General features: G+C 61.2%; 17 protein-coding genes. 14 read left to right on the top strand and 3 right to left on the bottom strand.

What is annotated here, in order from left to right; all coding sequences use genetic code 11:
• Window positions 1-15 precede the first annotated feature (15 nt).
• The 4 genes from IHN22_RS00200 (at window position 16) to IHN22_RS00185 (ending at window position 4,848) form a co-directional block, all read left to right on the top strand.
• On the top strand, window positions 16-2,463 hold the full coding sequence (locus tag IHN22_RS00200) for a glycogen/starch/alpha-glucan phosphorylase (protein WP_191432977.1): 2,448 nt from the start codon (window positions 16-18) through the stop codon (window positions 2,461-2,463).
• Between the two features lie 114 nt (window positions 2,464-2,577).
• On the top strand, window positions 2,578-3,063 hold the full coding sequence (locus IHN22_RS00195) for an RNA polymerase sigma factor (protein WP_087388743.1): 486 nt from the start codon (window positions 2,578-2,580) through the stop codon (window positions 3,061-3,063).
• Complete coding sequence (locus tag IHN22_RS00190) at window positions 3,060-4,262, top strand: hypothetical protein (protein WP_191432976.1); 1,203 nt, start codon at window positions 3,060-3,062, stop codon at window positions 4,260-4,262. Before IHN22_RS00195 ends, IHN22_RS00190 begins: the two co-directional genes overlap by 4 nt.
• A 106-nt stretch (window positions 4,263-4,368) precedes the next feature.
• The gene (locus tag IHN22_RS00185) at window positions 4,369-4,848 is read left to right on the top strand and encodes a hypothetical protein (RefSeq protein WP_191432975.1); all 480 of its coding nucleotides are present in this window, start codon (window positions 4,369-4,371) and stop codon (window positions 4,846-4,848) included.
• 61 nt (window positions 4,849-4,909) lie between these two features.
• Here IHN22_RS00185 and IHN22_RS00175 read toward each other — a convergent pair whose 3' ends face one another.
• Entirely contained in the window at window positions 4,910-6,280 is a 1,371-nt protein-coding gene (locus IHN22_RS00175) for a rubredoxin (protein ID WP_300985226.1), read from the bottom strand.
• A gap of 198 nt (window positions 6,281-6,478) precedes the next feature.
• Here IHN22_RS00175 and IHN22_RS00170 point away from each other — a divergent pair, with 198 nt between their 5' ends.
• Genes IHN22_RS00170 through IHN22_RS00160 form a run of 3 tightly spaced genes read left to right on the top strand, consistent with a single transcriptional unit; the run spans window position 6,479 to window position 9,766 of the window.
• Window positions 6,479-7,603 (top strand): cysteine desulfurase family protein, encoded by a 1,125-nt coding sequence (locus tag IHN22_RS00170; RefSeq protein WP_191432974.1) that lies wholly within the window; start codon window positions 6,479-6,481, stop codon window positions 7,601-7,603.
• A 4-nt stretch (window positions 7,604-7,607) separates the two neighbouring features.
• The gene (locus IHN22_RS00165) at window positions 7,608-9,008 is read left to right on the top strand and encodes an MATE family efflux transporter (RefSeq protein ID WP_300985224.1); all 1,401 of its coding nucleotides are present in this window, start codon (window positions 7,608-7,610) and stop codon (window positions 9,006-9,008) included.
• Complete coding sequence (locus tag IHN22_RS00160; RefSeq protein ID WP_191432973.1) at window positions 9,005-9,766, top strand: MBL fold metallo-hydrolase; 762 nt, start codon at window positions 9,005-9,007, stop codon at window positions 9,764-9,766. Before IHN22_RS00165 ends, IHN22_RS00160 begins: the two co-directional genes overlap by 4 nt.
• 34 nt (window positions 9,767-9,800) lie before the next feature.
• Here IHN22_RS00160 and IHN22_RS00155 read toward each other — a convergent pair whose 3' ends face one another.
• Entirely contained in the window at window positions 9,801-10,268 is a 468-nt protein-coding gene (locus tag IHN22_RS00155; protein ID WP_191432972.1) for a GNAT family N-acetyltransferase, read from the bottom strand.
• 225 nt (window positions 10,269-10,493) lie between these two features.
• Between IHN22_RS00155 and hrcA the strand changes: the two genes are divergently transcribed.
• The 7 genes from hrcA (at window position 10,494) to rpiB (ending at window position 18,923) form a co-directional block, all read left to right on the top strand.
• Window positions 10,494-11,546: a heat-inducible transcriptional repressor HrcA gene (gene hrcA, locus IHN22_RS00150; RefSeq protein WP_191432971.1), complete on the top strand. Its 1,053-nt coding sequence runs from the start codon at window positions 10,494-10,496 to the stop codon at window positions 11,544-11,546.
• A 7-nt stretch (window positions 11,547-11,553) separates the two neighbouring features.
• On the top strand, window positions 11,554-12,102 hold the full coding sequence (gene grpE, locus IHN22_RS00145) for a nucleotide exchange factor GrpE (protein ID WP_191432970.1): 549 nt from the start codon (window positions 11,554-11,556) through the stop codon (window positions 12,100-12,102).
• Window positions 12,103-12,175: 73 nt separating this feature from the next.
• Complete coding sequence (dnaK, locus tag IHN22_RS00140) at window positions 12,176-14,038, top strand: molecular chaperone DnaK (protein ID WP_191432969.1); 1,863 nt, start codon at window positions 12,176-12,178, stop codon at window positions 14,036-14,038.
• A gap of 139 nt (window positions 14,039-14,177) precedes the next feature.
• Complete coding sequence (gene dnaJ / locus IHN22_RS00135) at window positions 14,178-15,341, top strand: molecular chaperone DnaJ (protein WP_191432968.1); 1,164 nt, start codon at window positions 14,178-14,180, stop codon at window positions 15,339-15,341.
• Between the two features lie 56 nt (window positions 15,342-15,397).
• On the top strand, window positions 15,398-17,515 hold the full coding sequence (locus tag IHN22_RS00130; protein WP_191432967.1) for a glycosyltransferase family 39 protein: 2,118 nt from the start codon (window positions 15,398-15,400) through the stop codon (window positions 17,513-17,515).
• Window positions 17,516-17,692: 177 nt separating this feature from the next.
• The gene (locus IHN22_RS00125) at window positions 17,693-18,484 is read left to right on the top strand and encodes a histidinol-phosphatase HisJ family protein (protein WP_087188856.1); all 792 of its coding nucleotides are present in this window, start codon (window positions 17,693-17,695) and stop codon (window positions 18,482-18,484) included.
• Window positions 18,485-18,497: 13 nt separating this feature from the next.
• Window positions 18,498-18,923, top strand: a complete 426-nt coding sequence (gene rpiB / locus IHN22_RS00120) for a ribose 5-phosphate isomerase B (protein WP_191432966.1) — start codon at window positions 18,498-18,500, stop codon at window positions 18,921-18,923.
• A gap of 47 nt (window positions 18,924-18,970) precedes the next feature.
• On the opposite strand, the gene IHN22_RS00115 is transcribed toward rpiB, so the two are convergent.
• Window positions 18,971-20,125 carry an amidohydrolase gene (locus IHN22_RS00115; RefSeq protein WP_191432965.1) on the bottom strand — a complete coding sequence of 385 codons (1,155 nt, stop codon included), beginning with the start codon at window positions 20,123-20,125 and terminating at the stop codon, window positions 18,971-18,973.
• Between the last annotated feature and the right edge of the window lie 67 nt (window positions 20,126-20,192).

The raw sequence follows: 20,192 nt of genomic DNA, 5'->3' as shown, positions 1-20,192 counted from the left end.
CTAATTGTATTGGAGATGTCTGCATTGCATAAATACACCAAAAAAGAGCTGATGACCCTCATTACCGGCAAATTGCGCCGCAATTTTGGCCGTGACGTGGAGGAGGCCACCAGCCTTCATATGTTCAAGGCCTGCGCCATGGTGCTGCGGGATATCATTTCCGAGCGGCAGATGAAGTCCGAGGACAAGGTGATCGCGGAGCATCAGCGCCAGGTCCACTATCTGTCCCTGGAGTTCCTCATGGGCCGCTCCCTGATGAAGAACGCCTACAACCTGGGCGTGCTGGAGCCTCTGAAGGAGGCCATCGAGGGGCTGGGCTTCTCGGCTCCCGACCTGTTTGAGACCGAGCCCGACGCCGGTCTGGGCAATGGCGGCCTGGGCCGTCTGGCTGCCTGCTATCTGGACTCCATGACCACCCTGGATATCCCCGCCACTGGCTACTCCATCTGCTACGAGCTGGGTATCTTCAAGCAGAAGATCGTGGACGGCCAGCAGGTGGAGCTGCCCGACAACTGGCTGGGTCTGGGCGACGCCTGGCTCATCTCCAAGATGGATGAGGTGGAGGAGGTCCGCTTCGGCGGCAAGGTGGAGGACGAGTGGGATGAACTGGGTCACCACCGCATCAAGCACACCGGCTACGACGTGGTTCTGGCCGTGCCCAAGGACATGGAGATCTCCGGCTACAGCACCGAGCACGCCAACATCCTCCGCCTGTGGGACGCCAAGAGCCCCACGCCGGTGGATATGCACCTGTTCTCCTCCGGCCAGTACCTGAAGGCGGTGGAGCAGCGGGCCATGGCTGAGTCCATCTCCAAGGTGCTCTACCCTGAGGACAACCACTACGAGGGCAAGTCCCTGCGTCTGAAGCAGCAGTATTTCTTCGTGTCCGCCACCATTCAGTCCATCGTGCGCAAGCACCGGGCCGAATACGGCACCCTGCGCAACTTCCACCAGAAGCACGTCATCCAGATCAACGACACCCACCCCACTCTGGCCATCCCCGAGCTGATGCGCATCCTGCTGGATGAGGAGGGCTACGGCTGGGATGAGGCCTGGTATATCGTCACCCACACCATCGCCTACACCAACCACACCGTGCTGGCCGAGGCTCTGGAGCGCTGGCCCCAGCAGCTCATTGAGAACCTGCTGCCCCGGATCTGGCAGATCCTCATCGAGATCTCCAACCGGTACCAGAAGGTGCTCACCGACTATTTCCACGGCGACCTGTCCAAGGTGGCTCCCATGGCCATCATCTGGGGCGGCGAGGTCCGTATGGCCAACCTGTGCGTGTGCGCCTGCTTCAAGATCAACGGCGTGTCCGCCCTCCACTCTGAGATTCTGAAGAAGGACGTCTTCCACGACGCCTATCAGCGCACCCCCGACAAGTTCACCAACGTGACCAACGGCATTGACCACCGCCGCTGGCTGGGCGAGTGCAACCCCCGGCTGGATGAGCTGATCCGGGACTGCTGCGGCAGCGACAAGTACCTGCTCCAGCCCGACGCCCTGAAGGACCTGGAGAAGTTCCAGGACGACGCCGGGGTTCTGTCCCGCCTGGGCGAGATCAAGGCCGCCAACAAGAAGGCCTTCGCCACCTGGGTGGCCCGGGAGCACGGCATCTTCCTCAACACCGACGCCATGTTTGACGTGCAGGTGAAGCGCCTCCATGAGTATAAGCGTCAGCTGCTCAATGTGCTGCACATCATCTACCTGTACCAGCGGATGAAGAACGATTCCCACTTCGACTTCACCCCCCGCACCTACCTGTTCGGCGCCAAGGCGGCTCCCGGCTACGCCGTGGCCAAGCGGATCATCCGTCTCATCAACTCCGTGGCCGACATGATCTCCAAGGACCCCATCTGCAAGGACCGGCTCCAGGTGGTGTTCCTGGAGAACTACCGGGTGAGCCTGGCGGAGAAGCTGATGCCCGCCTCCGAGCTCTCCGAGCAGATCTCCACCGCCGGCAAGGAGGCCAGCGGCACCGGCAATATGAAGTTCATGATCAACGGCGCTGTGACCATCGGCACCTTGGACGGCGCCAACGTGGAGATGCACCAGGTGCTGGGCGACGAGAACATCTTCCTCTTCGGCCTGAAGGCCCACGAGGTTGCCGAGCTCAAGCACAACGGCTACAAGTCCTATGAGTACTATATCCACAACAACGACCTGCGGTCTGTGGTGGAGCAGCTCAACCTGGGCTTTGGCGACGGCATCAACTATGACGACATCGCCCGCCGGCTGCTGTTCGGCGACGGCGGCCCCGCCGACGAGTACCTGCTGCTGGCCGACTTTGAGAGCTACCGGGACGCCCATGCCCGGGCCGGTCAGGCCTATCAGGACCCCAAGCGTTGGAACAAGATGTCTCTCATGAACATCGCCCGCTCCGGCATCTTTGCCGCCGACCGTTCCATCCGGGACTACGCCAAGGATATCTGGAACGTCCCCGTCCGGGAGATCAAGTAAATCACCTGCGATTCCGCGGGCGGCCAAAAGGCCGCCCGCTTTTTTTACCCGGATGCAATCATTTGGCCCGCCGCCGCGCTTTCTAGGCAGAAGGACAAGAAGGGAGTGAACGCAATGCCCACCCTCAATGGCAATTCTCTCTCCTGTGAGGAGATCCTGGACCGCTACGGCCCGCTGGTCTACCGCATGGCCATCCAGGGCACCGGCAGCGTGGCCGACGGGGAGGACGTGGCCCAGGAGGTCTTTGTGAGCCTCATCCAGTGCGACCCCCGCTTTGCCGATGAGACCCACCTGAAAGCCTGGCTCATCCGGGCCACCGCCAACCGCTGCAAAAGCTGGGGGCGCTCCCCCTGGCACAGGCGCACCGTTCCTCTGGAGGAGGCCCGTCAGGCCGCCCCACCGCCGGAGACCGGCGGCACCTGGGAGGCGGTGGCCGCCTTACCTCCCAAATACCGCTGGCCGGTGTACCTCCACTACATCGAGGGCTATACCGCCGCCGAGATCGCCCAACTGCTGGGCTGTCCCCGGAACACGGTGCTCTCCCGGCTGAGCCGGGCCAGAGCCAAACTGAAAGACGCGCTGAAGGAGGAATGGGCATGAACAGCAAAGATTACCGCAGCACTCTGGGCGGTGTGACCCCCTCCCCCGCCTGGCGGGAGCGCACTCTGGCTGCCATGAAGCAGGCTCAGGGACAAAAGCGGCCCTCCCGTAAGCCTTTGGCCATCGTCGCCACGGCGGCGGTCCTGGCTGTAGCAGTCACCGGGGGCGTATGGCTGTCCGGCCGGACCGAAGTGGACCCCGACGGCCCCGGCGTGGCCCACACCCCGGAGCCGGTGGTGACCCCTACGCCCACCCCCGGTATGCCCAAGGTGTGGGACGAAAGTTTTTCCTTCGTCACTAATCCGGGAAATCTGGCCGCAAACTCCCCCTCCGCGGGACGTCTGGATGAACTGACCGAGCTGCCCGTCTATGAAAATCCCATCCCCACCGAGGAGGAGCAGCGCACCCTGCTGGATCAATGGGCAGGAATCCTGGGGCTTACCATCACTGATGTTGAATGGACAGCCAGCTATGGGGAAGAAACCATGGGCCGGGAACCCACTTTGAGGGCGGAATGTGCCGACGGCACCAAGCTGTGGCTGAGAGGTATGTACGACCTGTACCTTTATGATTCTCCCGACCTGACCGCCATCCATGATCGGGCCCTGCAGGCTCTGGTCCAAGCTGCAGCTTCCAGATCGGAAAATCAGGCTGCCGCCCCGGCAGTGTACACCAGCAAATCGGAGACCTACGGTTTCGATGGCATGGCCCGCACTACCTGGACCACCGTGGTTCGAGATCCGGACGCCCCTCTGGAGGAACAGATCTGGGACACCGCGTTCCAGTGCATGGAGTCCACGGACAGCACCCTGAGGATCTATCTCCCCCCTGCTGAAAGCATATCTACCTATCCCCTCCGTTCGGAGGCGGAGGCCGTAGCTTCCTTCCTCTCTGGGGACTACTGGGGATGCCACTATACCTCCCACCCCGACCAGGCAACCGTCTTGCTAGTTGAACTGGAATATGATCTCACTATGGGTCAGCCCTACTTCCAGCCCGTATACCGCATCCTCTATACCCAGGATTACTGGGATGAGGTCATCGCCGACTGGGTGTTTGACGGGGTGGACCCCTCCCCCTTTACCGGGGTTGGCGTTGCCTACGTCCCCGCCATTGACCCGGAGTATCAGGACGAGGTGCCCTACCGGCGGTATTGCAACGACGGTCTGGCTCACATGACCCCTGAGGATCTGCTCTAAAGAGCTTCTTCCCCTTTTTGACCGAAAATCGTCACAAAGATGTAACCCCCCTGTTACCCATCCCGCCTGCCGCACTGGTATACTGGAGCAAAAGGAGGGATGTACCATGACGGAAGATTACGCCCGTACGCTCAAACGCAGGACGCTGGTCGCCCTGGTTGCAACTTTGATTTCTCTGGTCCTGCTGGGGGCCGCTATGTTCTGGATGTGGTGCAGCCTGTTCGGTCCTCCCCAGTTCATGCGCAAGGACAACCCGTCCCTCACACCCCAGAGCGCCCAGGCCCAGCTGGACGCCGGGGCCACCGTCTACTGGCAGGATACCGCGTACCAGGTACCGGCTCACTCCGGCCTCAGCGAACTGCTCCATACCGACCAGTGGACCTCTACCTCCGCATTTCAAACCGAAGATGCGGAGCTGGTCATGCACTTCGGGGAGCTCTATGAACTTTCCCTCTGGTCGAACGGCAAGGCCGCCTTCTATGACGGCTACTCCGGCCACAGCACCAAAAGCTATGCCTATTACATCATCCCCACCGGCATGGTAAAGGACCTGATCACTTCGCTTACTGCTCTTGTCCCCGCGTAATCTCAAACAAAAAACGCAGGCTGCGCACTATGCGCAGCCTGCGTTTTTTTGTTTATATGATTTACTCGGCCTTCTTGAACATCTCCTTGTCCACGCCGCACAGGGGGCAGGACCAGGAGGAGGGCACCTGCTCCCAGGGGGTACCGGGGGCCACGCCGTGGGCGGGGTCGCCCTCAGCGGGATCATAGATGTAGCCGCACAGGGCGCACACCCACTTGCCACCCTCGGTCTTGGGGGCGTCCACCGGCACGGTGCACAGGGCGGCCACAGACTTGGCATACTCGGCCATGGCATCCAGGTCGGCCTGGGTGGGAGTGAAGAGCACCCGGAAGGGAGCCTCGGGGGCGGCATAGCGCAGGCCCTTCAGGAAGGTGTGGAGCATGGGGGCAGCCTCGCCGCTCCAGCCGTAGGCACCAAAGGCGCCGGCGGCCTTGCCCTTCAGGTTGATGGGATCAATGGAGGTGAGCACATCCCACACAGCCTTGGGGGCGGCACGGTTGATGGTGGGGGAACCCACCAACAGCACGTCGGCCTCATGGGCCAGCTTCACGCACTCGGCATAGGGCACCACGGTGACGTCGGCGGTGGTGACGGCGTAGCCCTCACCCTCCAGAGCCTTGGCGGCAGCTTCCGCCAGAGTGCGGGTGCAGCCGTAGGCGGAGGCATACACTACAAAGGCGGTGCGCTGGGTCTTGGGAGCGGGGGTGCTCCAGGTGCGGTAGAGCTCCTTGGCCTTGCCGATGGTCTCAGTCAGGCAGGGGCCGTGGCTGGGGCAAACCAGCTCCACGTCGGCGGGCATCTTGTCCAGGCCGGCCAGCACGCTGGGCTTGAAGGGCCCGAAGATACCGGCGTAGTAGTAGGCAAACTCGCCCTCATAGGCGGCCTTGTCGTGGATGTTCTTATCCAGCATGGTGGGCTCACAGAAATGAGCGCCCAGGAAGTCGCAGGTAAAGAGGGTCTTGCCCGCCTTGTCCCAGGTAAACATGGAGTCGGCCCAGTGGAGCATGGGAGAGGGGATGAACTCCAGCACCCGGTTGCCCAGGTCCAGGGTATCGCCGGCAGCCACGGTACGGCAGGGCAGATCCAGGTTGGTGATATCCTGCAGGTGCTTCTTGCCCGCCTTGGTGGCGATGATCTCCAGCTTGGGGCAGACAGCCATCAGCTTGGCCACGCTGCCCGAGTGGTCGGGCTCGTTGTGGTTCATAATCAGGTAATCCACATCCTCCACAGGAATGACCTGGCGGATGTTGTCCAGATATTCATCAAAATAGTCGGTATGTACCGTCTCGATCAGGACGTTCTTCTCTCCCGTCAGCAGGTAGGCATTGTAGGAGGTACCATATTTGGATTCCATTACGATGTCAAAGACCCGCAGGGCCGGGTTGAGGACGCCCACAGACCAGAGATTTTCACGCAGCTTGATGGCGCTCATGGTGGTTCCTTCCTTTCTTATTGTCAAAAATTATTTCCTAGCAGGTCACAGTATATTATCCTCTCTTCCGCTTGTCAAGCGCTATGGGATAAACTGTCACGTCTGTTTTCCACAATTCTGCCGCCTTGACTTTCCTTCTGTATAAGGCTACAATGAAGAATTGCGAAACCGCACTTTTTTTGTCTGAGGTGACTGTTCATGTCCATCTATCTCGATAACGCCGCCACCACGCCGGTGTGTCCCCAGGCGGCCAAAGCGGCCTATGAGGCCATGACGGAGGGCTACGGCAACCCCTCCTCCGGCTATGCCATCGGCCAGGCCGCCGCCGCTAAAGTAAAGGAGTACCGTGCCGTGGTGGCGGACAGGCTGGGCTGTCTGCCGGAGGAACTGACCTTCACCTCCTGCGGTACCGAGGGAGACAACTGGGCCATCCGGGCCGCCGTGGAGCATGGGAAGCGGAGCGGGAAACATATCATCACCACCGCCACCGAGCACTCCGCCGTGCTGGAGCCCATCCGTGCTCTGGCCGCCCAGGGCTATGAGGTCACCTACTTAAAGCCGGACAAGTCCGGCCACGTCTCCATCGACGATCTGAAGGCCACCCTGCGGCCCGACACGGTACTGGTGTCCATGATGCTGGTAAACAATGAGCTGGGTACTCTCTTGCCAGTGGCGGAGGCCGCTCAGGCCATCAAGGCCGCCCACTGCCCCGCCCTGCTCCACTGCGACGCGGTGCAGGCCTTTTTAAAGGTCCCCTTCACCCCCAAAGAGCTGGGGGTGGATCTGCTCACCATCAGCGGCCACAAGATCCGGGCGCCCAAGGGTATCGGCGCCCAGTACATCCGCAAGGGTCTGGACCTGAAGCCCCTGCTGCTGGGAGGCGGACAGGAAAACGGCCTGCGTTCCGGCACCGAGCCTACTGCTCAGCTGGCCGCCCTGGCCGCTGCCTGTGAGGCCTGGGACACCGACGCGCCCGCTCGCATCGCAGCTGTAAAGGCCCACGCCCTGGAGGTTCTCTCCTCTGTTCCCGGCCTGGAGGTGGTCAGCCCCGGCGACGCTCCCCACATCTGTGCCATTTCTCTGCCTGGCTATCCCAGCGAAATGCTGGTGCGGGATCTGTCCGACCGGGGGATCTACGTCTCCTCCGGCTCGGCCTGCCACAAGGGCAAGCCCAGCCACGTCTTTGCCGCTCTGGGCCTGCCCAAACGCACCCTGATGGGTGTACTGCGCATCTCCTTCTCCCCCGACAGCACCTGTGAGGATGCCGACGCTCTGGCCGCCGCCCTCACGGAGATCACACAGACTCGGATCGCAATGAGGTGAGGATTTGTTTTCCTACATGAACCGGGGACGGGCTTTTTACCGCAATGTGGTATCACTGGCCCTGCCCATCCTGCTGCAAAATCTGTGCACCACCCTGCTGGGTTTGGTGGATACGTTTATGGTAGGCAGCCTGGGAGAGGCCCCTCTGGCCGCTGTGGCCCAGGCCAATCTGCCGGTGTTTGTCATTCAGCTGGTGATTTTTGGACTGCAAAGCGGCTCCTCGGTGCTCATCAGCCAGTTCTGGGGCAAGAAGGACACCGATACCATCAACCGGGTCATCGGCATCGGCTGCTATGTGGCGGGAGCCATTGCCGCTCTGTTTGCCATCATCATGTGCTTTTTCCCCACCCAGCTTATGGGCCTGCTCACCGATAATGAAGAGCTGATCCCTCTGGCTGCCAGCTACGCCCGCATCGTAGGCCCCTCCTACCTCTTTAACAGCCTCACCGGTGTGTATGTGGGCGCCCACCGCTCTATGGAGAACCCCAAACTGGGCATGATCGTCTTTGCCACCTCCATGGCCGCCAACACCTTCCTGAACTGGGTGTTCATTTTCGGTAATCTGGGCGCCCCCGCTCTGGGGGTGGCGGGCGCGGCCTTTGCCACCCTGCTCTCCCGTATCCTGGAGTTCGGTATCACCATGACCTATGCCCTCACCAACAAGCGGTTCAAGCTCAAGCCCACCCTCATGTTCCGGCCGGGACGCCCCCTGATCCAGAAGTTTTTCCGCTATTCCGGCCCGGTGGTCCTCAACGAAACCCTGTGGGGCCTGGGCACCTCCATGCACAAGGTGGTCATGGGCCATATGGAAAACTCCACCGAGATCCTGGCAGCCCGGGCTCTGGCAGGCAATCTGGAGGATCTGTGCACCGTGGCTATTTTCGCCGTGGGCGGCACCACCGCCATCATTATCGGCCGTGAGATCGGCGCCGGGCGCCGGGAACACCTCTATGAGATCGGGGCCACTTTGAACACTCTGGCCATGATCTGCGGCCTGGTGATCGGCGGGCTGCTGGTCACCTTTACCCACACCTTCTTCCCCACCCTGGTCTATCCCTTCTTCCATCTGTCCCCCATGGCGGGAGAGATTGCCACCATGATGCTCACCATGATCGGCGTCTGCCTCCCCCTGCGGGCCTTCAACTCGGTAAACACCGTGGGCGTGCTCCGGGGCGGCGGCGACGTGCGGGCGGCCTCCCTCATCGACGTGTGCCCCCTGTGGCTGGTGGCCCTTCCCCTGTCCGCCCTCTTCGGTCTGGTGCTGAAGTGGGGTGTCTTCTGGGTGTATGTGGGCGTTATCATGGAGCAGATCACCAAATTTATTGTGGGTGTGCCCCGGTTCCGCTCCAAGGCCTGGATCAATGACGTGACCCAATATGTGAAGAAAGAGGAGGTCTCCCAATGAAGATCACCGTTCTGATGGAAAACTCCGCCCAGGATGGACTGATTCCCGAGCATGGCCTGTCCTTTTATGTAGAATACCGGGGCGGCCGCTACCTGCTGGATGCCGGAGAGTGCGGCGCGGTGGTGTACAACGCCGCCAAGCTGGGGGTGGATCTGTCCAAGGTGGACAAAGCCGCTCTGTCCCACGGACACTATGACCACGCCGACGGCTTCAACGCCTTTTTTGCCGTTAATCCTTCCGCCTCCGTCTACGCCCGTCCCCGGATCACCGACCCGGAGACCTGGGCGGAAAAGGAGTACATCGGTGTCAACATGGGGATGTTCTGCCGGCACGAGAAGCGCTTTGACCTGGCGGAGGGACCCCGGGATCTGGCGGAGGGCCTCCACCTGATCCCCGACCAGGTGAAGCATGAGCAGTCCCTGGTGGCTGAGACCTCCGAAGGTCTGGTGGTCCTCAACTCCTGCTGCCACGCTGGAGTGGTGAAGATTCTCACACAGCTCTCCGAACAGTTCCCCAGCACCCCCATCCGTGCGGTATTGGGGGGCTTCCATCTGATGGGCAAGGAGGGTGTTACCACCCTGGGCCCTACCCCGGAGAAGGTACGATCCATCGCCGCCGCCCTGCGGGATGATTTAAAGGTACAGGATATCTACACCGGCCACTGCACCGGAGATCCCGCCTACGCCCTGCTGGAGGAGGAACTGGGCGACAGGCTTCACCACCTCACCGCCGGAGCGGTGTATGAATTTGCCGACTGAATCAAAAAGGACGCGCCTGCGGCGCGTCCTTTTCTTATAATTCCCGTTCCATTCTAATATCGGACAGTTGAAACCACTTGTCAGAATACGTGACGTATTCAAATCCCAGCTTCTCATAGATCCGCAGGGCAGCCTTCAGCTTGTGGTTGGAGGTGATCACGATGGTCTTTTGTCCCGCGTCCCGGGCGGCCTGGATCACCGCCTCCATCAGGGCGGTGCCAATGCCCCGCTCCCGGTACTCCTCTTTGACGCCGAACTTCAGTGCCTCGCACACACCGTCGCCCTGAAGCTCCAGCATGACCATGCCCACAATCTCCTGACCGCAGCGGGCCAGCAGCACACGGCCGCCCCCGGCGATAAAGCGGTGCGGATCGGCCAGCATCTCCAGGTCTACCGGCTCCAGCAGGTCATACTCCAGCAGCCAGGGCAGAGAGATGTCCTCCAGATCCTGTTTGTAGCGCTCCTCGTAGTCAATGATCTCCACGGGCACCGTTCCGTCCACAGAGACACCCCTCCTGTTTGCAAATATTGTTCCTTATTGGATAGAATACCATTGAACGGCTCCCGCGTCAACCGCTCTGATTTGCATTCAGAGTGCCCGTCTGCTATCTTTTCTTCGTTCACATTTAATTTACAACCCTGCCTATTGACTTTTCCGGCGGACGGTGCTACATTATCTTTAGCACTCAGGTAGTATGAGTGCTAAATCAAAAGTGAGGTGGCCGCTATGGATTTAACCGAACGCAAAAAACGAATCCTGCGCGCCATCATCGAAAGTTACATCCAGTCGGCGGAGCCGGTGGGTTCCAAGGCCATTGCCTCTTCCATCGGCATGGAGATCTCTTCCGCCACCATCCGAAACGAGATGGCGGATCTGGAATCTCTGGGACTGCTGGAAAAGCCCCATACCTCCGCCGGACGCATCCCCTCTCCCAAGGGGTATCGGTTCTACGTCAACGAACTGATGGAGGAGCACAAGCTCTCCCTTCAGGAGACCGAGCGCATCAACCAGGCCCTGCGGATGAAGATGCAGGAGCTGGACCGGGTGCTGGACCAGGCCGGCCGGGTGGTGTCTCAGTTGACCAACTACCCCGCCTTTGCTCTGTCCTCCGGCATGAGCCGGGTGACGATCCGCCGGTTTGACCTTCTGATGGTGGAGCACAACGCCTTTATCATCGTGGTAATGACCGACACCAATGTGGTGCGCAACCGGCTGATCCGGCTGCCCTCCGATTTGACGGAGGCTCAGCTGCAAATGCTCAACACCCTGCTCAACGCCACCTTTACCGGCCTGCCTCTGGATGAGATTACGCCGGAGCTGATGCGGGTGGCCCAGCACGCCGCCGGAGAGGCCTACGGGCTCATCTCCTTGGTTGTCTCCTTCGCGATGGAAGTGCTGGAGAGCCTGGAGCGGCGCACCGTCCACACCTCGGGCATCGCCCATCTGCTGGAGCTGCCTGAGTACCGCTCTTTGGAGCGGGCCCAGCCTCTGCTGAGCTACCTCTCCGAGGACGCCGATCCCGCCCGTTTCCCCGTCCCCAAGGACGCCGCCATGAAGATCCTCATCGGCCCGGAAAATGTGGCCGACGCACTGAAGGACACCAGCGTAGTGGTGGCCAGCTACGATATCGGCGAAGGGATGCGGGGCGTCATCGGCGTGGTTGGTCCCACCCGTATGGATTACGCCAAAATCACCGCCCGCCTTTCCTATCTGGCCGAGGGTTTATCCCGGCTGTTCGGACACGGCGAGCTGCCGGGCGGCAGCGACGATCATAAATAGGAGATGAGTGCATCCCATGAGTAAGAAAGAGAAACAGCCCGAAGAGGTCACCCCTGAGGAGCAGACCACTCCCACCGCCGCCCCCGAGGCTGCGGAGGAAGCCCCCAATCCCCTGCTGGAGGAGCTGGAGGCCCTGAAGCAGAACCTCACCGACCAGGAGGACAAGTTCCTCCGCCTGGCCGCCGAGTATGACAACTACCGCCGCCGCAGTCAGAAGGAAAAGGAATCGGCCTGGGCCGATTCCAAGGCGGAGACCGCCGCCGCCTTCCTGCCGGTGTACGATAACCTGGAGCGGGCCCTCAAGCAGGAGACCGCCGATGAGGCCTATAAGAAGGGCGTGGAGATGACCATGACCCAGCTGAAGGAGGTCCTCTCCAAGCTGGGCATCGAAGAGATCCCCGCCCTGGGTCAGACCTTTGACCCCAACCTCCACAATGCAGTGATGCACGTGGAGGATGAGAACGCCGGCGAGAACACCATTGTCGAGGTATTCCAGTCCGGCTTCCGCAGCGGAGACAAGGTGATCCGCTTTGCCATGGTCAAGGTTGCCAACTGACCGTTCAGGCACACAATGTGCGCTGACATTCCCAAGTTGAAAAACAATTTACGATATATTGGAGGAATTGATTATGTCTAAGATTATCGGTATCGACCTCGGTACGACCAACTCTTGTGTTGCTGTTATGGAGGGCGGCGAGGCCGTCGTCATCGCCAACGCGGAAGGCAACCGCACCACCCCCTCTGTGGTGGCCTTCTCCAAGGACGGCGAGCGTATGGTGGGCCAGGTGGCCAAGCGCCAGGCCATCACCAACCCCGACCGCACCATCTCTTCCATCAAGCGTGAGATGGGCTCCAACTACAAGGTGAACATCGACGGCAAGGCCTACACTCCCCAGGAGATCTCCGCCATGATCCTGCAGAAGCTGAAGGCGGACGCCGAGGCCTATCTGGGCCAGCCTGTGACCGAGGCCGTCATCACCGTTCCCGCTTACTTCACCGACGCTCAGCGTCAGGCCACCAAGGACGCCGGCCGCATCGCCGGTCTGGACGTGAAGCGTATCATCAACGAGCCCACCGCCGCGGCTCTGGCCTACGGCGTGGATAAGGAGACCGATCAGAAGATCATGGTCTACGACCTGGGCGGCGGTACCTTCGATGTGTCCGTGCTGGAGGTCGGCGACGGCGTCATCGAGGTGCTGGCTACCGCCGGTAACAACCGCCTGGGCGGCGATGACTTCGATAAGGCCGTCATGGACTGGATGGCCGCTGAGTTCAAGAAGGACTCCGGTATCGACCTGACCGGCGACAAGGTCGCCATGCAGCGCCTGAAGGAGGCTGCCGAGAAGGCCAAGATCGAGCTGTCCGGCGTCACCTCCACCAACATCAACCTGCCCTATATCACCGCTGACGCCACCGGCCCCAAGCACCTGGATCTGACTCTGACCCGGGCCAAGTTTGATCAGCTGACCGCTCACCTGGTTGAGGCCACTGCCGGCCCCGTCCGTCAGGCCATGAGCGACGCCGGCCTGAGTTCCGGCGACATCTCCAAGGTGCTGCTGGTGGGCGGCTCCAGCCGTATCCCCGCCGTGCAGGACATGGTCAAGAAGCTGACCGGCAAGGAAGGCTTCAAGGGCATTAACCCCGACGAGTGCGTGGCCATCGGCGCTGCTCTCCAGGGCGGCGTTCTGGTGGGCGACGTGAAGGGCCTGCTGCTGCTGGACGTGACTCCTCTGTCCCTGGGCATCGAGACCATGGGCGGCGTTATGACCAAGCTCATCGAGCGCAACACCACCATCCCCGCCAAGAAGAGCCAGGTGTTCACCACCGCCGCTGACAACCAGACCTCCGTTGAGGTCCACGTGCTGCAGGGCGAGCGTGAGATGGCTCAGTACAACAAGACCCTGGGCCGCTTCAACCTGGACGGCATTGCTCCCGCCCGCCGCGGCGTGCCTCAGATCGAGGTTACCTTCGACATCGACGCCAACGGCATCGTGAATGTGTCCGCCAAGGATCTGGGCACCGGCAAGGAGCAGCACATCACCATCACCTCCTCCACCAATATGTCCAAGGAGGACATCGACAAGGCCGTCAAGGAGGCCGAGCAGTTTGCCGCCGAGGACGCCAAGCGCAAGGAAGAGGTGGATGTCCGCAACCAGGCCGACCAGGTGATCTACCAGACCGAGAAGGCTCTGGAGGACGCCAAGGACAAGATCGACGCCAACGACAAGGCCACTGTGGAGGCCGCCCTGAACAAGCTGAAGGACGCCATGAAGGGCACCGACATCGAGGCCATCAAGGCTGCCACCGAGGAAGCTTCCAAGGCCTTCTACCCCATCGCTGAGAAGATGTATCAGCAGGCCAATCCCCAGGGCGGTCAGGCCGGCCCCGACATGGGCGGCGCCAACTTCGGCGGCCAGGCCGGCGGCGCCAACACCGACCCCAACGTGGTGGACGCCGACTATCAGGTCGTGGACGACGACAACAACAAGTAATCACACAGCGAAATGCCGCGGGCGGGGGCTTGTCCCCCGCCTGCGCTCCGTTGCGTTTTCTTCCATACGGTGGATCGTGGAGGGCTGTTTTCCCACGCTTCACTCTCCCCGCTCCACTTTGAAACAGAGGTGAACACCAATGCCTGAACAGAAACGAGATTATTATGAAGTCCTGGGCGTCGCCAAGACCGCCAGCGACGACGAGCTGAAAAAGGCCTACCGGAAGCTGGCCAAGAAATACCACCCCGACCTGAACCCCGGCGACAAGGACGCCGAGGCCAAGTTCAAGGAGGTCAACGAGGCCTATGAGGTCCTCTCCGACAAGGAGAAGCGGGCCAAGTACGACCAGTTCGGCCACGCCGGCGTAGACCCCAACTTTGGGGCCGGCGGCTTCAACGGCGGCGGCTTCGGCGGCTTCGATATGGGCGATATCGACCTGGGCGATATTTTCGGCTCCTTCTTCGGCGGCGGCTTCGGCGGAGGCAGTTCCAGCCGCCGGAACAACGGGCCCATGAAGGGCGAGACCCTGCGGGCCTCGGTCACCATCAGCTTTGAGGAGGCCGCCTTCGGCTGCGAGAAGGAGATCACCCTCAACCGCACCGAGAGCTGCGACACCTGTAAGGGGACCGGCTGCGCCCCCGGCACCACGGCGGAGGTCTGCCCCGACTGCCACGGCAGCGGCACCATCCGCATCCAGCGGGGCGGCGGCGCCTTTACCTTCGCCACCACCACCACCTGCCCCAAGTGCGGCGGCAAGGGCAAGATCATCCACCAGCCCTGTAAGGACTGCGGCGGCACCGGCAATGTGCGCAAGCAGCGCAAGATCACCGTCAGCATCCCTGCCGGTATCGACAACGGTCAGGCCGTCTCCCTCCGGGGCCAGGGCGGTGCGGGCCGCAACGGCGGTCCCGCCGGCGACCTGCTCATCAGCGTCACCGTCCGTCCCCACGAGTTCTTCAAGCGGGACGGCACCTCGGTGTTCCTGGAGCACCCGGTGACCTTCCTGCAGGCCACCCTGGGCGCCGAGCTGGAAATTCCAACCATCGACGGCAAGGTGAAGTGGAACCTGCCCGCCGGGACCCAGCCGGGCACCACCTTCCGCCTGCGGGGCAAGGGCATTCCCTCGGTCAACGGACGGGGCCGGGGCGATCAGTACGTCACTGTCAGTGTGCAGGTTCCCACCAACCTGACCCGTGAACAGAAGGAGGCGTTGCGTGCCTATGGCGAAGCCATGGGCGAGATTCCACCCAGTCCGGCGGACGGCGTGAAATCTTTCTTTGACAAACGCAAGAAGAAGAAATAAAATAGGAGGACGAGTATAGCATACTCGTCCTCTTATTTTGTCTGTGAGGTGCTCCTATGGGACCCGTTCAATACCTTGTATATCTCTTTCCCATTCTGACCATCGCGGCGCTGCTGGGTTTCTTTCTGTGGTACGCCCAGACCATGCGGGCCCCTCTGGCCCAGCAGCTGGCCCCTCTGCCGGAAAAGAGGCCCTTTACCTTTGCCGGACGGCGGCATCCCCTGGTGAAAAAGGACGCCATCCCCATGGTACTGATCACCATTGCCTATGCCGTCACCGCCTTCTTTAACCTGGGCTCCACCACCGCCCCTCAAAACCCCTGGGACTTCGGCGATGAAAAATCCGCCACCTTCGCATTTTCGGAGGAATACCTGGCCTCCAAGCTGTGGTATTTCTGCGGCCTGGGCACCGGCAAATATCAGGTGGAGATCTCCTCCGACGGGGTAAACTGGCTGTCCCTGTGGCAGCGGAAGGACAATGCCGACGATCCTGACGAGATCACCGGGTACTACTGGGCTGACGGCACCGGCTACGGCGCCAGCTATGCCATGACCCAGAACTACAACCAGCTGTTCAAGTGGAACGAAATCACCTTTGACAACCCCCAGTATATCCGCTATATCCGGATTACCGGCCAAGCCAACAAGGGCCTGCTGGAACTGGACGAGCTGGCCCTCTTCGATGAAAACGGCAACCGCATCTGGCTCAGCGACAGCACCAACCCCCTCTTTGACGAGGCGGACACGGTGCCGGAGTCCATCTCCTTTGAGAACTCCGCCTATTTTGATGAGATCTACCACCCCCGCACCGCCTATGAGCATCTGCGGGGTGTGGAACCCTATGAGATTTCCCACCCACCCCTGGGCAAGCTTATTATGAGCGTGGGCATCGCCCTGTTCGGCATGACCCCCTTCGGCTGGCGGTTCATGGGTACCCTCTTCGGGGTCGCCATGATCCCTCTGCTCTATCTGTTTTTGAAAAACCTCTTTGGCCGTACCTCCATTGCCACCTGCGGCACCATTTTGCTGGCAGTGGACTTCATGCACCTGACTCAGACCAGGCTGGCCACCATCGATACCTACGCTTTTTTCTTCATCCTGCTGATGTACTACTTCCTGTACCGGTACCTGACCCAGCCTGACGGTGCCTCCTTCAAGCAGTGCGCCCTGCCCCTCTTCCTGTCGGGGCTGTTCTGGGGCATCGGTGCTGCCTCCAAGTGGACGGTGATCTACGGCTGCACCGGACTGGTGGCCCTCTACTTTATCGGTCTGGTGGTCAAGCTGCGCCGATGGCCGGAAGAATCCCGCCAGGAGCGGACAGGCTGGACGGTGAAGATCCTGGCCTTCTCGGTGCTGGTCTTTGCGGTCATTCCCGCCATCATCTATGTTCTGTCCTACCTGCCCTACGCCGCGGCCTCCGGGGACCTGTCCCTGGGGAACCTGCTCAGCGAGATGTGGGAGAACCAGAAATATATGCTCTCCTACCACAACGGCGTCACCTCCTCCCACCCCTACTCCTCCCGGTGGTACGAGTGGCTGGTCAATGCCCGGCCCATCCTGTACTACATGGACAACTCCGTGGCCGGAGTCACTACCCGCTTTGCCGCCTTCCTCAATCCTGTGGTCTGTTGGGGCGGCCTGGTGTCCATACTGGTGTGCGCCGCCCAGGCTTTCCGCCCCCTGTGGGCCAAGCTGACCTTCTTTGGTCTCTCTGGGCTGGGCGGAGCAGCCTCCGCTGCCTGGGTCACCGGCGTTTTTGACCCGGAGACCGATACCCAGACCCGACTGCTCTGCCTGGTGCTCATTGTGGCCCTGCTGGCCCTCTATCTGCTCCTGGGCTGGTTTGTCAGCCGCACCTTCCGGCAATCCTCTCCCATTGCATTGTTTATTCTCATCGGCTATCTGGCCCAGCTGGTGCCCTGGTTCTTCATTGGCCGTATCACCTTCGCCTACCACTACTTCCCCTCGGTGCTCTTCCTCATCCTGGCTCTGTGCTATGTGTTCTACACCCTGTCCAAGAAGGAAGAGATGGTCCGTTGGAAACCGGCCATGTATGCTGTCACCGGCGGCGCAGCGGCGCTGTATGCGCTGTTTTACCCAGCGCTGGTGGGCATTACCTATCCCAGCTGGTATGGAACCTGCATTCTGAAGTGGTTCCCCGCCTGGCCCTTCTAAATGCCAGTCCAGGGGGTATCCCATACCCCCTGGATACAAATCCGCCGCGCCGCAAGCGGCACAGCGGATTTGATACCCCCGGTTTCGCGCCCTGTGGCGCGGGTCGTGGTATGTTTGGGAGAAATGAATTCCCCCAAACATGGATTTTCACATTGCTGCTCTGGAGGCAATTCAATTATGTACCTGACCGACTATCACACCCACACCAAGCTTTCCCCCGACGGCAGCGTTCCCCTGGCCGATATGGCCGATGCCGCTGTGGCTGCGGGACTGAATGAGCTGTGTATCACTGATCACTGCGACCTGCTGGAGCTCTACGGAGAGCCGGTAGACCACTACGACTGGCCCCCCGCCTTGGAGCAATACGCCGCCGTGGCTCCCCGTTACGCCGGCAAGCTGACCATCCGCCTGGGCCTGGAGTTCGGCATGGCCCACTTGAATCCGGAAGTCAGCCGCGCCATCCTGGACCGTCCCGAGTTGGATTTCGTACTGGGTTCCATCCATAATCTCTGCCCTGAAAAGGGTGGCACCGATTTCTACTATGTGGACTACCCCGATCCCGCTGCCTGCTACGCCGCCCTGGATGACTACTTCTCTTCCATGGCAAAGCTGGCAGTCACCGATTTCTACGACGTGCTCAGCCACATCATCTACCCCCTGCGCTACATGGATCACCCCATCTCCCTGGACCGCTACCACGATGTGCTGGACGGTATCTTCCGTGCGGCGGCGGAGCGTGGCCGGGGCATTGAGATCAACACCTGGCGGGGCCGCACTCTGAAGGAGTGGCTGCCGGTACTCAAGCAGTTCAAGGCCTGCGGCGGCGAGATTGTTACCATCGGCTCTGACGCACACACCACTGACGGGGTGGGCAAGGGCTGTGAGCAGGCCTGCCAGCTGCTGGCGGAGGCGGGCTTCCGCTATCTGGCCACCTACGAGAAGCGCAAACCTGTGTTCCACACACTGTAAGGAGGATGTTATTATGATCGCACTGGGTTCTGACCACGGAGGACTGGCCCTCAAGCGCCACGTCATGGACTATCTGGACCAGCACCAGCTGGCCTACAAGGATTACGGCTGCTACACGTCCGACAGCTGCGACTATCCCGACTTCGGCCGGGCGGCGGCTGAGGCGGTGGCCTCCGGCGAATGTGACCGGGGCATCGTCATCTGCACCACCGGTATCGGCATCTCCATCGCCGCCAACAAGGTGAATGGCATTCGCTGCGCCCTGTGCAGCGAGCCTCTGTCCGCCGAGATGACCCGCCGGCACAACAATGCCAATATGCTGGCCATGGGCGGCGGTCTTATCGGCAACAACATGGCCGACAAGATCCTGGATGCCTTCCTCAACACTGAGTTTGAGGGTGGCCGCCACCAGCGCCGGGTGGACAAGCTGGAGCCCTAACCATTACCGCCAAAAAAGGCGCGCCTTACGGCGCGCCTTTTTGCTGCTTATTTAACCTGTTTTCCCTCCAGGAACACGGCCTGGACCTTACCGTTCCAGTCAAAGGGATGGCCCTGGGTGACCACGATATCGGCGTCCTTGCCGGGGGTCAGGGTACCCACCCGATGGCCGATGCCGGCGATCTCAGCCGGATTGCGTGTGATGGCCGCCAGAGCCTCCTCCTCCTCCATGCCACCTCGCACCGCCATGGCGGCGCACAGGGGCAGGTACTGGATGGGGGTCTCCGGGTGGTCGGTACAGATGGCCACCCGTACCCCAGCTTCGGCCAGCAGGGCCGGGTTGGCCAGGGTCTGGCCCAACAGCTCCGGCTTGGAGCGGTCGGTGAGGCAGGGGCCGGTAATCACCGCAGCCCCCTCAGCGGCCAGCAGGTCGGAGATCTTGTAGCCCTCGGTACCGTGGACAATGACGTACTTCAGGCCGAACTCCCGGCTGAGCCGTACCGCCGTGGCGATATCATCCGCACGGTGGGCGTGGAAGTGGGCGGGCACCTCCCCCTTCAGCACCGGCAGCAGAGCCTCCAGCTTGGCGTCATAGTCAGGCATATCGGTATCCGGGTCCTCCGAGGCCTTGTCCTGCTTGTCCTGATATTCCATGGCCTTGGACAGCTCCTCCCGAATCAGGGCGGCTGTGGCCATGCGGGTCACCGGGGTCTCCTTCCGGTCGTTGTATACCGACTTCGGGTTCTCCCCCAGAGCAAATTTCATAGCCGCCGGGGCTTTAACCACCATCTCATCCACCCAACGGCCGTCGGTTTTCAGAGCCAGGAACTGCCCAGCGATGGGGTTGGCGGAACCGGGGCCGGTGAGCACCGTGGTGACGCCCCCCTCCCGTGCCTCCTGAAAGCACCGGTCCAGAGGATTCACCCCGTCGATGGCCCGCAGTTGGGGGGTGCAGGGGTCGGTGGACTCGTTGCCGTCGTCCGCTTCAAACCCCAGGGAGTCTCCAAACAGGCCCAGGTGGCAGTGGGCGTCAATAAAGCCGGGCAGGATGTGCCCTCCCCGGGCATCCATCGCCCCCTCTGCGACGGCGGTCAGCTCCTCCATGGGTCCCACCGCCGTGATCTTTCCATCCTCAAAGGCCACATAACCCCGCTGGATCACCGGCCCATCCATGGGGTGGACCACCCCGTTGACAATCATCATCTTCTTTCCGACCCCTTTCGTCAAATCTTTTATTTGACATTTTTGGTAATTTATAGTATATTGTATT

This window comes from Flavonifractor sp. An112 (assembly GCF_904377885.1).
Taxonomy (GTDB): domain Bacteria; phylum Bacillota; class Clostridia; order Oscillospirales; family Oscillospiraceae; genus Flavonifractor; species Flavonifractor avicola.
This window is presented reverse-complemented; position numbering and strand designations above follow the sequence as displayed.